At 41.3% G+C, this 14,412-nt stretch carries 16 protein-coding genes; 1 reads left to right on the top strand and 15 read right to left on the bottom strand.

Features of this window, described 5'->3' with window-relative positions; translation table 11 throughout:
* Window positions 1–222: 222 nt before the first annotated feature.
* The 7 genes from NFS18_RS04155 to NFS18_RS04185 all read right to left on the bottom strand — a co-directional run bounded on the left by NFS18_RS04155 (window position 223) and on the right by NFS18_RS04185 (window position 6,928).
* Window positions 223–1,017: an energy-coupling factor ABC transporter ATP-binding protein gene (locus NFS18_RS04155; protein WP_251388249.1), complete on the bottom strand. Its 795-nt coding sequence runs from the start codon at window positions 1,015–1,017 to the stop codon at window positions 223–225.
* The gene (locus NFS18_RS04160; RefSeq protein ID WP_251388251.1) at window positions 1,017–1,865 is read right to left on the bottom strand and encodes an energy-coupling factor ABC transporter ATP-binding protein; all 849 of its coding nucleotides are present in this window, start codon (window positions 1,863–1,865) and stop codon (window positions 1,017–1,019) included. The genes NFS18_RS04155 and NFS18_RS04160 overlap by 1 nt, the downstream gene beginning before the upstream one ends.
* Before the next feature lie 12 nt (window positions 1,866–1,877).
* Entirely contained in the window at window positions 1,878–2,675 is a 798-nt protein-coding gene (locus tag NFS18_RS04165) for an energy-coupling factor transporter transmembrane component T family protein (protein ID WP_251388253.1), read from the bottom strand.
* A gap of 13 nt (window positions 2,676–2,688) precedes the next feature.
* Window positions 2,689–3,267, bottom strand: coding sequence for a hypothetical protein (locus NFS18_RS04170; RefSeq protein WP_251388255.1), 579 nt, complete (start codon window positions 3,265–3,267; stop codon window positions 2,689–2,691).
* Between the two features lie 22 nt (window positions 3,268–3,289).
* Window positions 3,290–4,276: a nucleoside hydrolase gene (locus tag NFS18_RS04175; RefSeq protein WP_251388258.1), complete on the bottom strand. Its 987-nt coding sequence runs from the start codon at window positions 4,274–4,276 to the stop codon at window positions 3,290–3,292.
* Entirely contained in the window at window positions 4,273–6,192 is a 1,920-nt protein-coding gene (locus NFS18_RS04180; protein ID WP_251388260.1) for a PfkB family carbohydrate kinase, read from the bottom strand. Before NFS18_RS04180 ends, NFS18_RS04175 begins: the two co-directional genes overlap by 4 nt.
* 370 nt (window positions 6,193–6,562) lie before the next feature.
* The gene (locus NFS18_RS04185) at window positions 6,563–6,928 is read right to left on the bottom strand and encodes an MGMT family protein (RefSeq protein WP_251388262.1); all 366 of its coding nucleotides are present in this window, start codon (window positions 6,926–6,928) and stop codon (window positions 6,563–6,565) included.
* Between the two features lie 571 nt (window positions 6,929–7,499).
* Between NFS18_RS04185 and NFS18_RS04190 the strand changes: the two genes are divergently transcribed.
* Window positions 7,500–9,071, top strand: coding sequence for an ATP-binding cassette domain-containing protein (locus NFS18_RS04190; protein WP_251388264.1), 1,572 nt, complete (start codon window positions 7,500–7,502; stop codon window positions 9,069–9,071).
* A gap of 197 nt (window positions 9,072–9,268) precedes the next feature.
* Here NFS18_RS04190 and NFS18_RS04195 read toward each other — a convergent pair whose 3' ends face one another.
* From NFS18_RS04195 to NFS18_RS04230, 8 genes are all read right to left on the bottom strand, one after another.
* Window positions 9,269–9,775 (bottom strand): EutP/PduV family microcompartment system protein, encoded by a 507-nt coding sequence (locus NFS18_RS04195; protein ID WP_251388266.1) that lies wholly within the window; start codon window positions 9,773–9,775, stop codon window positions 9,269–9,271.
* A gap of 53 nt (window positions 9,776–9,828) precedes the next feature.
* Window positions 9,829–10,257, bottom strand: coding sequence for a BMC domain-containing protein (locus tag NFS18_RS04200; protein WP_251388268.1), 429 nt, complete (start codon window positions 10,255–10,257; stop codon window positions 9,829–9,831).
* Between the two features lie 11 nt (window positions 10,258–10,268).
* Complete coding sequence (locus NFS18_RS04205; RefSeq protein ID WP_251388270.1) at window positions 10,269–10,634, bottom strand: BMC domain-containing protein; 366 nt, start codon at window positions 10,632–10,634, stop codon at window positions 10,269–10,271.
* Window positions 10,635–10,900: 266 nt separating this feature from the next.
* The gene (locus NFS18_RS04210) at window positions 10,901–11,437 is read right to left on the bottom strand and encodes a 6-phosphogluconolactonase (RefSeq protein ID WP_251388272.1); all 537 of its coding nucleotides are present in this window, start codon (window positions 11,435–11,437) and stop codon (window positions 10,901–10,903) included.
* Window positions 11,416–11,631, bottom strand: coding sequence for a sugar phosphate isomerase family (locus NFS18_RS04215; protein WP_251388274.1), 216 nt, complete (start codon window positions 11,629–11,631; stop codon window positions 11,416–11,418). The genes NFS18_RS04210 and NFS18_RS04215 overlap by 22 nt, the downstream gene beginning before the upstream one ends.
* 24 nt (window positions 11,632–11,655) lie before the next feature.
* On the bottom strand, window positions 11,656–12,465 hold the full coding sequence (locus NFS18_RS04220) for a sugar phosphate isomerase/epimerase family protein (RefSeq protein WP_251388276.1): 810 nt from the start codon (window positions 12,463–12,465) through the stop codon (window positions 11,656–11,658).
* Window positions 12,462–13,445: an ROK family protein gene (locus tag NFS18_RS04225; RefSeq protein ID WP_251388278.1), complete on the bottom strand. Its 984-nt coding sequence runs from the start codon at window positions 13,443–13,445 to the stop codon at window positions 12,462–12,464. Before NFS18_RS04225 ends, NFS18_RS04220 begins: the two co-directional genes overlap by 4 nt.
* Window positions 13,446–13,506: 61 nt before the next feature.
* Window positions 13,507–14,412, bottom strand: a complete 906-nt coding sequence (locus NFS18_RS04230) for a carbohydrate ABC transporter permease (protein WP_251388280.1) — start codon at window positions 14,410–14,412, stop codon at window positions 13,507–13,509.

Below are 14,412 nucleotides of genomic sequence, written 5' to 3' on the forward strand. Positions count from 1 at the left end.
AACCAGAACACATCAGCATAAACGAGCACTCGCGTTGACTTCCCGTAAATTTATACGTCTGCTCTTTGGTCTGCTGGACAAGGGCCAACTCTACTCTCCGGAAAAGAGTAGGTAATCCATAGCGTATATCAAACTTACGTTCTTTTCAGACCGTAGGTTTATTAAGGTTACCCTTTTCCCTGAAAATCTTTTTAAAATAACTCTTGACTATTTACCAAATTGCTATCTTACTGCTTCCGTTAATTCTTCCCGAAACAATATATTTCCGCCTAAATTCAGATTATACGCTGCCTGCGCAATCTGCGGCATCTTGATTCTGGCTTCTTCAACAACATTTTTATTCCAGAAAATTTCTTTTGCAGAAGCATCAGCAATAATATTTTTATGTGCCATAGCCACAATTCTTGGAAAGTTTCTTGCCACAAAATCCATATCATGTGTGATGGCTATAATACTTACGCCTTCTTTCTGCAATTCCGTAATAATTCTTTCTAAAATCTCATTCCCACGTTTATCCTGTCCCGCCGTTGGCTCATCAAGGATCAGATATTTCGGTTCTGTTGCAATAATCGCTGCGATCGCCACAAATTTTCGGATCGCATAGGGAATATCCAGAGGATTCATCTGCAAATATGGAGCAATTCCGGTAAGTTCAACTGCCTTGTCCACTCTTCTTTTGATTTCTTCTTCTGGAAGTTTAAAATATTTTGGCATATACTGAATTTCTGCAAGCGCAGTACTGTTAAATATCTGGTCATCAGGATTTTGAAATACATACCCGACCTTCTTTGAAATTTCAGCGCAGCTTTTTTCTTTTGTACTTACGCCGTCAACAAGAACTTCCCCATTTGTCGGTTTATTCAAGCCATTCATTAATTTGACTGCCGTTGTCTTTCCCGCACCATTCTGACCTACAACAGCCAAAAGTTCTCCGTCAGAAATATTCAGATTCAAATTTTCATTTGCCACATATCCGTTTGGATATGCAAATGAAACATCTCTTAACTCTATCGCCATTATCTGACACCTCTTTCCCTTGCAAGCTCTACTGCCTGTTCTACTGTAATCGGTATATAGGACAGCGGTTTCCCCGCTTCTGCCATTTCATGTCCCCAGATTGCGACCTGAGGAATCTGGGCATCATAATCAAGAAGCTCTTTTCTGGACAAAATATCCTGTGTCTTTCCTGAACAGACAATATGTCCCTTATCCATTACGAGAACTTCATCGCAATATTCCGCGATCAGATCAATTTTATGTTCCACCAGTACAATGGTTTTTCCTGAATCCTTCAATTTTCTGATAATCTCAAATACCATTTCTGTTCCGTGGGGATCCAACTGGCTTGTCGGCTCATCAATTACAAGCATATCATTATCCATTACAATAATCGCTGCAAACGCAACCCTCTGTCTTTGGCCGCCGGATAATTCATTGGGATTTTTTGTCATAAGTTCTTCAATTCCAAGAAGCTCACATACTCCCGATACTCTTTCTATAATTTCTTCTTTTTCTATGCCAAGATTCTCAAGCCCCATGGCAATCTCTTCAAAGACTGTGCTTTTAATTCCGCTCATCTGGTTAAACGGATTCTGAAAAACATAACCGATCCTGACTGCCAGTTCCTCTGCATTGTGTTCTTTAATATCTGTATCAAAAACGACCGCCTCGCCTGTAAGTTCTCCATTGTAGAAATGAGGGATCAGCCCGCGGATCAGATTACACAGGGTTGTTTTTCCGCCGCCATTTTCTCCGATAAGACCATAGAATTTTCCTGCTTCAAATTCAAAATTCACATCCTTTAATGCATATCCTTCCGCCAAAGGGTATTTATAATTAATATCTTTTAATTTTGCAACTACCATGATATGTCTCCTTTATCCGAATATCTGATATATTTTGTAAGCCACTGTAAATATAAAAAACAGATCAACTGCAATCACCATGATTTTTTCATAAACAGGTACCGGACGTAATTCTCTCAAAAAAGTATGATTACATTTTACGGAAAATGCTCTTGCATCCATGGCAATAGATTTTTCTTCTGTACTTGAAATCGCGCCAAGCACAAGAGGTCCTAATATTGGAAAAAAAGCTTTGATTCTATTTACCACATTGCCCTCTGTTTCGATTCCTCTGGCTTTTTGAGATTCCATGATCATATTTGTATTTTTCTTTAAGTCGATGATCGTTTGAAAGGATGCCAGCACAATATAAGACACCTCATGAGATACTCCTTTCTTTTCCAAAGAATACATCAGGTCTCTCATTTCTGTTGTTACAAAAAAAAGTATAATAGCACCGGAAAAAGCCAACAAGTAAGAGGCTGTATTCAAACCAATGATCAACCCTTCTTCTTTGATTGGTATCACACCGAAAAGTTTAAAAAGAACTGTATGCCCTTCCACGGAAAACTGTCGGATGACCAGTGTGAAAAACCCAAAAATCAGTACAATAAGACTGAACGGCTTCATAAAACTCATCCCTCTTTTTGCTGCAAAAGCAAGAACGATGAAGAGGATACAAAGCAAAAATCCATATCTCCACGAATTGATCAGCATTGCTGAAAATCCAAGTACAAACAACATATTTAATTTTGATAATGGGTTTAAAGCTATAAACCCATTATCAAACTTCTGATATTCACGAAAGCTATTGATAAAATTATTCTCCAATTTTCTCTCCCCTTTATTTGATATAGTTCTCACCTAATTTCAATTTTACAAGGAAGCGGTTCGGCATGCTCTTCAAAATAAAGAATACTGCAAGTACAGATAAGAATTTATCTGCAATATCCATAAAGATCGCCGCAATCATTTCAGCTGCGAATTTCGGCAGTCCGACTACAGTATGGAGCGGAAGAGCAAAAAGCGCTGTTGTATCTGTCGCAAAATCGAAACCGAAGAGAATCCATGTAATACAGGAATTTAAAATACCGCCGATTGTTGCAAAAATAATGGATGCAAGAATTGCCTTCCAGAAAGTGCAGAATACTTTTTTCTTGGAAAGATACGCTGCAAGCACACCATAAATTGCACTGATAACCCCATACCAGATATAAGTCGGATATGTAATAGAATTAATTGTATTTGAAATCACTCCGACGATCGCACCCGGCAGACCTCCGCATAGCGCTCCGACTACGATCGTTCCGATTGCATCTAAATACACCGGCAGTTTCAAAAGCATTGCGATCTGTGCGCCGATAAAGTTTACCGCTACTCCGATAGGAATTAAAAATACTGCAAGTTTGTCCATTTTCTTCATGTCGTTTCTCCTTTTCTCACTCTCATCTTTTTGTTAATTTTGTTACCATATCTGCTAACAGGTTATCCCTGTTAATATGATATACATATTTATAGAAATGTCCGTCCTTTGTATAAGAATATCTGTCATCATACTCTGGCACAGGAGCATGTTCTATACGGTCATACATCAACTCGCCGTCTAGCAGCCAGCCAACTGCTGTCACATCCCAAATCGGTCTGCTCCAGGTTTCTCCGCCTCCGCAGGCAATCGCCTCTTGCTCGGTAAAATCCACAAGATAATCACACAATGGGTTCTGATTCCGAAGATATTTCTCCAGTTCAGGACCACTCACCGTAAATGCTGACACAACCCCCATACACGGAAGCTGCACCAGAGGCAAATTTCTTCCAAACACAATTCTTGCTCCCGCAATATCCTGATATAGATTATATTCATGGTTGTTCGGCCAATCCAGCGCATTTCCTCCCAGCCAGACAAGTACCATACGGTTCACGATCTCTGGATTTAAAAGAATCGCAGAAGCAATATTTGTAATTGCCGCAATTGCAACTACATAAAGCGGATTCTCTTCTGAATACTGCATTGCCCGTTTTGCCAAATCTCTCGCCGCCTCAGAAATAACAGGTGTATGTTCATCGGGGAGATATTCTTCTGATCCCTTATAAATACAGGAATACAAGTCTTCCCTTTTCATCAGACTAAGTATCTTCCTGATCTCGGTATAGCTTTTTTCCATTCCATCCTTTGCACTTGCCGATTTTGCATTTGTAAACGGCGCTGCGTAAATTGCTTTTACATTTAGCTTTTCATCTGATTTCACCATATATGCAAGTGCATACTGATCATCAATTTCATTGTAAGTATCTGTATCAAGTACAACATCTATTTTCCCCATTGGTTTCCGCAGTCTTTTTAACAGACGGATATTATTTTCAATGTAATTAGGATCAATTTCCACTCCTACAGATTCCAGCCACTCTTTTTTCAACTCTTCATCCAGCATCATTTCCACTCCTTCCTTTTCTCATCATACTTTGAATGTATCTCGTCCTCATAAATATCAACTGCTTTCCGATCAGGCAATGCGGGCTGCACGCCATATCTGGTAACACTGATTCCTGAAGCGTAGATTGCAAATTCAATTGCATGAAGCAAATCCTTTCCTTCGCTTAAATATACCGTCATAGCACTGATAAATGCATCGGCGCCTCCGGTTGTATCCACCGGCTCAAATCCGGTTCCCTCAAAATAAATGGAAAACTCATCATTTCTCAAATAGCACCCCTTACTTCCCAAAGTGACTATCACATTTTTAATACCTTTTCTTCTAAGAATTTCTGCCTTTTCTTCCAGACCTTTGTCCCCCGGCACAAGCGTATGCAGTTCTTTTTCATTGGGCACCAGATACGTTATCTCGGATAGCAGCTCTTCCTTGATCTCGTCCGATGGAGACGGTTTCAAAATCACTTCGGTATGATTCTGTCTGCAGAATTTTAACGTATATTCTACAACAACCTCCGGTATTTCTAATGACAACAGACAATATTTTGCCTTTTCAAATAAATATTTGCAGCGGCGGATCTGATTGATATTCAGTTTTTTATTAGCCCCCGGATAAATAACAATGGAGCTTTCTCCCTGTTCGTCAACATTAATATATGCCTTGCCGGTTGGAAAAGCACTGTCAAACAACACCCCGTCCATACGTACTTGATTTTCAAGAAGCCCCGCATAAATCTGCTTGCCCTCCATATCATTTCCCAGGCATCCGATCATATAGACCTGTCCGCCCAGTTTCCCAACGCCGACTGCCTGATTGGCTCCCTTGCCCCCGGCGTATATATACACTCTGTTTGCACGCTGTGTTTCTCCCGCCACCGGAATTCTTGCTCCTTCAATTGTCACATCCATGTTCATACTGCCGACAATAACAATTGGTTCACCCTGTTTTCCCTGTGCCGGTTCCATAATACTTTCCCGTTCAGAAACCGTAGACTGTAGCCTTCTTGCAACCTCGATCTGCTTCTCGTCCTGAATCATTTCTGTCAGATATTCTACTGCTGCCGCCATCATCTTTTCACTCGGAAGCCTGATTGCTGTAATTCCACATCCGATAAGAGAAAGTATTTTATCATCACCGACAGAAATCAGCGAAAGCTCATTCGGAATTGCCGTCCTGCTCCTCTCGATCACCTTGCAGACACAGCAGGCTATTTCGGGTGTTCCACAGACAACCGCCGTTACATTTTCACTTAGAACCTGCTGGATTCCATATTTTTCTATTTCTCCGTTTGACTTCCCTTCATAAATCCAAACCGGCTGTTCTTTTTGTCCCGCACTCTGCATCGCCAGTCTGTAACCGTTCAAAATGCTTTTATCTCCTTCACAGAAGATACATGCGATTTTCTGATGCCCTGCATTCAGCAGTTGTTCTGTCGCCAGTTTTGAAGCCTCAGACATCCTATAATATACGACTGTTTTTTCTTTCTCCTCAAACTCCTTTGTCTCGTTTATATAGACGATAGCGTTCCCAAGTCTTCCTCCATTAATCCGCTTTGTGGAATCAACCAGAAGTCCTGACACTTTCTTTTTCGCCATTTCTTCTGCAAGATCTTCAATTTCATCTTCCGAATCTACATATCCGATCACAATCCCATATCCTTTTTCTTTCGCAGACTGTTCTGCTGCAAGAACAATATTTTCTCTCTCCCTGTTTTTTCTTTTTACGATCAAACCAATCAAACGACTTTTGATTCCATCTTTTTCAAGAAACCGGAAATAAGGAACATAATTTTCCTCTTCAATTACCTGCAATACTTTTTTCTTTGTCTCTTCACTGATATCTCTATCCTTGCCATTCATAACCTTAGACACAGTAGATGGAGATACTCCGGCAAGTTTTGCAATATCACGTATGTTCATTTATCCTCCTTTCCGTTTATCCTCTAAAAGATTTTAGTAAACTGTTTTTGTTGAATGAATCTTACCATCTTGTTAATTATGTTGCAATATATCCAAATAACGAAACTATTTTTCGACATTATGCACAATTTAACACATTTACTAAACAGTTTTTAGTATATTGGTTTTTGTAGAAAACGACAATGGAAAATAATAGAAACTATGACACACAGCAGATATTAAAAAAGCTGTCACATTACTGTAACAACTTCTTCCCGTATCCTGTCCATATTCAGTTTACTATTTCTATTATTATATTCTCTGTCATATCAAAAGTTCTAGCAGAATCAAGTCTAAAACTGTAATATTGACTATATCGCACTCTATCATTTCAAATTCCTTTTGCTTCAAACATATGATAAAGCGCCTCCGCCTCTTCCATAGAGTTCTGCCATCCATATAACTTCATATCAACCTTCCACCCATGCTCCGTCCATACAACTTCTACCCCCTCCCGTTCCAGCATGCGCCGCTGCAAGTCCGGTGCCGCAAATGCCTGCGCGCCGCTCAGATACCCACCGCCATTCACAACCCTATATGACGGAATTTCACTCCCCGCCCTGCCCTTCCGTAGCGCATAACCAACCTGTCTTGCATTCTTCGGTTTTCCACAGAGCAGCGCAATCTGACCGTAAGATACCACATTTCCCTCAGGAATCTGTTCACATACAATTTTCATCCGTTTATAAAAATCCATCTTATCATTTTTCTTCCTTTCTCAAGATATTGTAACATTTCTCTTGACGCATCCTTTTTCTTTTGCTATGATGAACTCAGTTTTAAAAAGATTGGAGATGAAAAGATGAAGAATGCATCCTGCTAATACTCATAACCGCATAACAAAAACCGTTTTTGTTATGCATTCGCAGGAGAGTTCTTTTATTTTTCACTCATAGTATAACATACCTGGCGATGGATTTTTGCCTACAGCTATATGTTTTCTTACGGTCAGCGCAGTAAATGCACAGACCTGAATGAACAGTAACTCCGTTCGTACTGTAGGATACCGCCATCGGAAATGTATATGAGCCGCTGAGAAAAGAAGTCTTTTCTGCGGCTTATTTTTATTGTATAGGAAACATCTTGTTTCCTATACAATAAAACGCTCCGCAGGATGTGCACTGCGGCGTACAATGAAGATGTCGCAAGCGACCGCCGCAGGCGCAAGAATGTGCTTCGCACATTCTTTATTCTGCTTTAAAAAGCATTATAAGGGAGCAGATCACCTTTGCCCTTGACATTATTATATAAAATAGGAGGTATCTTATATGTCCATGATAAATGTATCCAACCTTACCTTTGCTTACGACAGCAGCTATGATAATATTTTTGAGAATGTCTCGTTTCAGATTGACACCGACTGGAAACTGGGCTTCATCGGACGTAATGGCCGAGGAAAGACCACGTTTCTCAATTTGCTGCTCGGACGCTATGATTACAGTGGGAACATCAATGCCAGTGTTGATTTTGAATATTTCCCTTATAGCGTAGATAATCCCGATACTATGACACTTTCTATTGTGGAAGATATTTTACCAGACATAGAAATGTGGCAGATTTTCCGGGAACTGAATCTTTTGGATACTGATCCGGAGATTCTTTATAGACCGTTTTCCACACTCAGCAACGGAGAACGGACAAAAGTACTGCTGGCAGCATTATTTTTGAAGGAAAACGCGTTTCTTCTGATTGACGAGCCGACCAATCATCTGGACGCGTCAGCCAGAGAGCGGGTTGCACAATATCTGAGTTCCAAAAAGGGATTTATCCTTGTCTCCCATGACCGTGTTTTTCTGGATCGCTGTATTGACCATGTGCTCTCTATCAATCGGGCAGACATTGAAGTGTGTAAGGGAAACTTCTCTTCCTGGTACACTGACAAAGAAGCTCTGGATAAAATGGAGCTTGCACGCAACGAACATTTGAAACAGGATATCCGGAGGCTGGAGGTGTCTGCCCGTCAGAGCATCCGTTGGTCGGATAAAATTGAAAGCACCAAAACAGGTACACGGGTCGCCGGACTCCGCCCAGACCGTGGTCACATCGGCCATCAGGCAGCAAAGATGATGAAACGGGCAAAATCCATACAGTCCCGTCAGGCACAGGCAATACAAGAAAAAGAAAAGCTGTTAAAAAATGTTGAGACAATGGATGATTTAAAATTGAACCAGATGAAGTACCATTCCCACATGCTTGTGTCCCTAAAGGATATATCTGTCGGTTATATTTCCGCAAGCAGCACAGCGCAGACCTTCACACACACAGATCCTTTACAGAAGAGCAGCGTCCTGGATATGGAAAATCTGGAATCAAATAATATCCATACCGTATGCAGTAATATAAGCTTCGAGATTCACAAAGGAGACCGCATTTGCTTAAGCGGTAAAAACGGCTGCGGAAAGTCCAGCCTGTTAAAGCTGATTTTAGGTGAAAACACCCCCTCATACTCCGGCGAACTTCACATTGGCAGCGGGCTGCAGATTTCCTATGTTTCTCAGGAAACCTCGCATCTTAACGGTGCATTATCCGATTTTGCCATACAGAACGGTCTTGATGAAACCGTCTTTTACTCTGTACTCCGCAAATTAGGATTCGAGAGAGTGCAGTTTGAAAAACAGATTGACGAATACAGCGAAGGTCAAAAAAAGAAAGTCCTTCTCGCAAAATCGCTCTGCGAACCGGCTCATTTATTTTTGTGGGATGAACCACTAAACTTTATTGATGTTTTTTCACGAATGCAGATAGAAGAACTACTGCTGGAATATCAGCCGACCATGCTGTTTGTAGAACATGATCTTGCATTTCAGGAGAAAATCGCAACGAAAATTATAACTATTTAAAAACAAAGGTGTGCTTCACTCGAATCACTGTACAATTTACTGTACGGTTTTCCATGAAGCACACCTTTTTCTTATCCTACATGCTGCTATGTAATACTTGTCCTGTTGCTGCCACCGTTATACTTTATCGGACGAAGTCCGTCTGCCGCAGGCATGAATTATGGGATGCCCGGATGGGTATACCTTTTCAGACACTTTTACTTCTCCGGCAGCGGATCCCAGTCGTTCAGTCCAAAACTCTGTTTGAGCTTCGCTTCTTCCATCGACAGCTTCGGCAAGTCCTCTTCCAGATATGCCAGCAGTTCATCCACCCCCTCACGGGTCACATTATTCACCTCAAAAATACGTTCACATCCGGCATTCTCCATCCACAGACGAACCATCGGTACATTCGCATAAGGCGAATCCACCTTTGTAATGATCCCGATATACGGACGTAAGATAAATGAGCGTCCGCCCGGTCCGAACAAATTATACGGCTCATCTGCCGCCTGTACGATAGCCACCACGTCTGCTTCAAAAGAAAAGCATGCCAGTCCCACACTGAAATGCTTAGACTCCGCATACTCTCCCGGTGAATCTATCGTATCATCATCTGTATTTGTATATTGTGTTTTTATATAATGAAGTTCTTCCCCTTTTAATGCCTGTGTCAGAGAAGTTTTGCCTGCCTCACTTCTGCCCATCAAAAATAATTTCTTCATACTTCACCTATAAATGCGCAGTTTATGCGCATTTCGACTATGAACAGTAACACCTAGCTTCTATGTACCTCACACGTCCGGAATCCCAGTTTCTCACGAAAAAATCTTACAACCTCTTCCACTGCAGTCTGTACCGCAGTCAGATTACCGAGCAAGATCAACGTTCCGCAAAAACGATCCATAAATCCAATCTCTACGTCTGCACTCTTCACTGCTACATCCGCAGCCGCAACAACTGCTTCCCACGGAGTAAAGCGGATTAGTCCGATAGATTCTCCTGTATGGTCCTCTCCCTCATGGACGCCGATGTGCAGCGCCAGATTCCGGTAGACACACTCTTTTGAAGTGCTGATTACATGCGCCATACAGACCTCTTTGCCCGGTACACGCACACGTGTCATACGGAGACGCTGTCCCTTCAACTGATCATAATCATTGTGGAAGAGCTTTTCCATCAATTCTTCCTTTGTTATCTGAGCCATAGCGTCACTCCCTATCTCTTAGTGATGTTGCAGACTACATATCCAAGAGAATCTCTGAAATAATCTACAACCTCTGTCAAAGCAGACATGACGTCTGAAATCTCTCCCGTAATGATCAACGTTCCGGTAAATCTGTCCGCAAACCCAAGATAAACATTCCCGCTCTTTACCGCAATGTCAGAAGCTATAACAGCAGATTCCGGTGGGGTCATATTCATAATTCCAATGGCAGACGCGCCATAATCCAGCTGCGGATTCAGTCCCAGCTTCTGATAAATGATCGGAGCCGGACCACCCATAACATGAGCAAATGTAATCTCCTTACCTGCTACAGTTTCCTGCACGATCCTTATCTGTTCGTTGTATTCATTTGCCACTTGTTTGTCCCTCTCTTTCAGAAAAATCAGACAGATATATTATCCTCCTGCAATAAATTGCAGCAAAATTAATTCTAATAACATCGTTCGCTTCTCATCCGAAAAATGTTTATAAAACACTTCTCTTGTATATTAAAAATCATACTATCCATATCTGATTCTGTCAAGCTGAACTTCTATATTTTTGTGTTTTTTTGTGGGTTTTATTTTTATTTTTTGTGGTTTTATGTTTTATTTCATTCAAAAAACACTGGTATTTGTTGTAATTATCGACAAAATAATGCTCCTGCTTCCGGATCCAAATACACATCACAATTCGGGTGAAGCTGAAGAATACTTGCAGGTATATCTGTTGTAACTTCTCCTTTCACCGCACGTTCCATAATTTCCGCTTTTGCGTTTCCATTTGCCGCCAGAATAATCCTTCTGCTTTGCATCACATTTTTAATCCCCAGGGTTATTCCGCCTAAATCAGTACCTTCCGGTGAGTTTGTCTCAGTCCTGATTCTTTCATATAGCCACGGTTCCATAACTGATACCCATGTTGTCTGCCCAAATGCAGTCCCCGGCTGATTGAAGCCAATATGTCCGTTGCCTCCGATTCCCAGAATCTGGAGATCAACCGGTCCTTTCTCTTCCAGTATCCGTTCAAACCACTCGCATTCCGCATTCCAGTCGTCCGTTGTAGTTTTAGGCATGATATAGTTTTCTAACGGCACATTCAACGGTTTTATCACTTCATGCAAAAGCATATAATAACAACTTCCAAAATAGTCCCGGCTCACATTCGTAATCTCGTCCATTCCAAAAAAGTTACTTTAGAAGTATCAAATGGATGTGCTTTATAAATTTCTTCCAATGCTTTATGTATCGGTCCTGTCGTTCTCCCTGTCGCTAAACCGATAAGTGAATCCGGTTTTCTTATAATCTGTATTGCAATTTCCCATGCTACACTTTCAAAAAACTCTTGTTCGCTTTTTCCTATTGTAATTCTCATACCTTCACCTCTTTGCTGCCCTTTTCAAGATTTATCTGAGTCATTTGCCAGGATACTCTTTATTGCTTCCGCATTCATTCTTGCATTTTCTAATTCATCGAATCTCCTGCTCTCACTTTCCAGCATAATCCACTGAAACTCTCCCGGATATGCATGAAGAATCCCCTTTACATCATTTTCGTCCGCCGGATCTCCTAATATGCTGTCATAGCCATTGTCTTTGGAATATGGTTTCAGATGAATCAGCGCCTCCCTGTCACCATACTGATGCAATATCTTTTTACAGTCTTCTCCTGCGCATAGCGCACGGCCGGTATCAAATTCTAACATAATATCTGGAGACAGGTTTTCAAATAACATATCAAAAACCTTTTTTCCTTCATATTCTAGTAAAAACTCATGATCATGATTATGATATGCCAATCTGATTCCCCTGTCTTTTAATTTCATTCCAATTTCATTCAGCCATTCAATATGTCTAAGCCAGATTTCTTTACATTCATCTTGCTTTGTATGTGCAACATTCCACTCTCCTCCAAGACATGGTACAACAATCAGCGGACAGCCTGCCTGCTCCAGACTGGAAACAGTCTGCTCGTATGTATCCGCTTGAAGGTCTTCCCATTCTGTATGCCATCCCACCATTTTTACACCGGTTCGCTCTTCCATATGTGCAGCTTCTTTTATATTGAAGCGAGAATAATGCCCGTAATATTCTATACTGCGATATCCCAATGCACGAATTTGATGTAATGTATTTTCTAAATCCTTCCATGCATGCTCATGTACTGTGTACATCTGAATAGCCAACCTCTCCAGACAATTTCCTCTCATTCTTTACCCCTCCTGTTCTCCAGTGTACGGATGCCAACGGCTGCCGCTCCGACTAATCCTACAAAATCACTGTCCAGCCCTGTCATTTCTATTCCGTCTTTCAAAAACCGTGTAGACATTGGACTCATAAGTTTCTGCACCCTTTCAAGAATCCGTCCGTCTGTAATCAATCCACCTCCCATAATGATTTTCTCCGGGTCTGCAAGCCAGAGGAAGTTCTCTAACAATCCTGCCACTGCTTTGACAGCATCATCTGCCAGTCTGATGCACAGCGCATCACCTTTTTCTGCCAGTTCAAACACCTTTCTTCCGTCAATTCTTCCTTCTTCTGGAAATACCAGTGCGGTATATGGATACTCTTGTCTTAAGGAGACTGCCCTGTTATGCAGTCCCATCCCGGATGCCAGTGCTTCTGCACACCCCATACGTCCGCATGGACATTGTACATCACTATTGATATTTACTACATTATGTCCTACTTCCCCTCCGCAATAATGTGCGCCTGTCAGCATCTGACCATGATTTACAAAAGCCGCCCCAATTCCGGTTCCGATATTCATATAAATATAATCATCACATCCCTTTGCTTTTCCAAACCTTCTTTCAGCCTCTGCTCCGCTCCGCACATCATTGTCGATTCCGCTGGACACATGAAACCGTTCACTTAAAATCTCTGCTGATCTCACTGTTTCCATTCTCGGTTTCTGGATTTCCAGCCACAATCCTTCTTCCGGATCCACCCGTCCCACCATCCCCATGCCGATAGCTTCAAAATCCTCCCCCGGCACCAGCATATACTCCTTCAAATAATCCTCTATACACTTCACTACATCTTTCATTACTTCTGTCTGTGATGCTCCCGATGCAATTAACGACGGATATCGTTTACTTCGCAGTACTTTTCCTTCTTCATCTACCTCTCCTATCAATAACTTTGTTCCTCCCAGATCTATTCCGAGATAAGTTTTCTTTTTTTGCATATTTGTGATTCCTTCCGCAATTTATTTTATTGAATGTCTGCTGCTGATCATCTTACTTTTTCTATCCCTTAACTGAACCTACTGTAAGACCTTTGGCAAAATATTTCCGCACGAAGCAGAAAATCACAACAACCGGTATTGTTGCAATAAATGCCATTGCCATTCTTACCGAGCCAGAAGGGATATTTGCAACAATAGAGTTTGCGTCTGATGTTCCTGCTGTTTGTGACAAAAACTGAATATCCATCATAATTTTATTGAGGAAACTCTGCATGCTAAAAAGCTCCGGATCTGTCACATATAACATGCCATTATACCAGTCGTTCCAATAATTAACCCCAATGAGCATTCCGATCGTTGCAAGAATCGGGGTTGAAATCGGAAGCACGATATGAAAGAACGACTTCACTTCTCCCGCACCGTCAATCCGGGCAGATTCCAGCAATTCCTTCGGTACATTGTTGCGGAAATAGGTCCGCATCAAGAGAACATTAAATCCATTTACCAGCAGATTTGGCAGTAACAGCCCCCACATTGTATTTTTTACATGTAAATAATTGACATACATAAAATATGTAGGCACCATTCCGCCATTAAAAAGCAATGTGAATACTACAAAAAACATCATCGCCCGACGGCCGGGAAGTTCATCCCGTGACAGTGCATATGCAAGCATCATTGTAAAAAACAATCCCATTGTAGTTCCAACCGTTGTAACAACAATAGACACCCCAATCGAACGAATGATTGACGTAGATTGTGTAAACAAAAATTTATATGCATCCAGGCTCCATTTTTCAGGAAAAAATGAATACCCGGCTCTATTTAAAATATCATTATCTGTAAAAGACGCAATGACCAGTAAAAGCATTGGTATTAAAACAGCAAGTGCAGTCAAGATGAATACGATGTACCCAATACCCTCTGCCACACGGCTCTCCCTATGTTGTTTTTTCTTTCTTTTCAT

Source organism: Mediterraneibacter agrestimuris (assembly GCF_943193195.1).
Classification (GTDB): domain Bacteria; phylum Bacillota; class Clostridia; order Lachnospirales; family Lachnospiraceae; genus Schaedlerella; species Schaedlerella agrestimuris.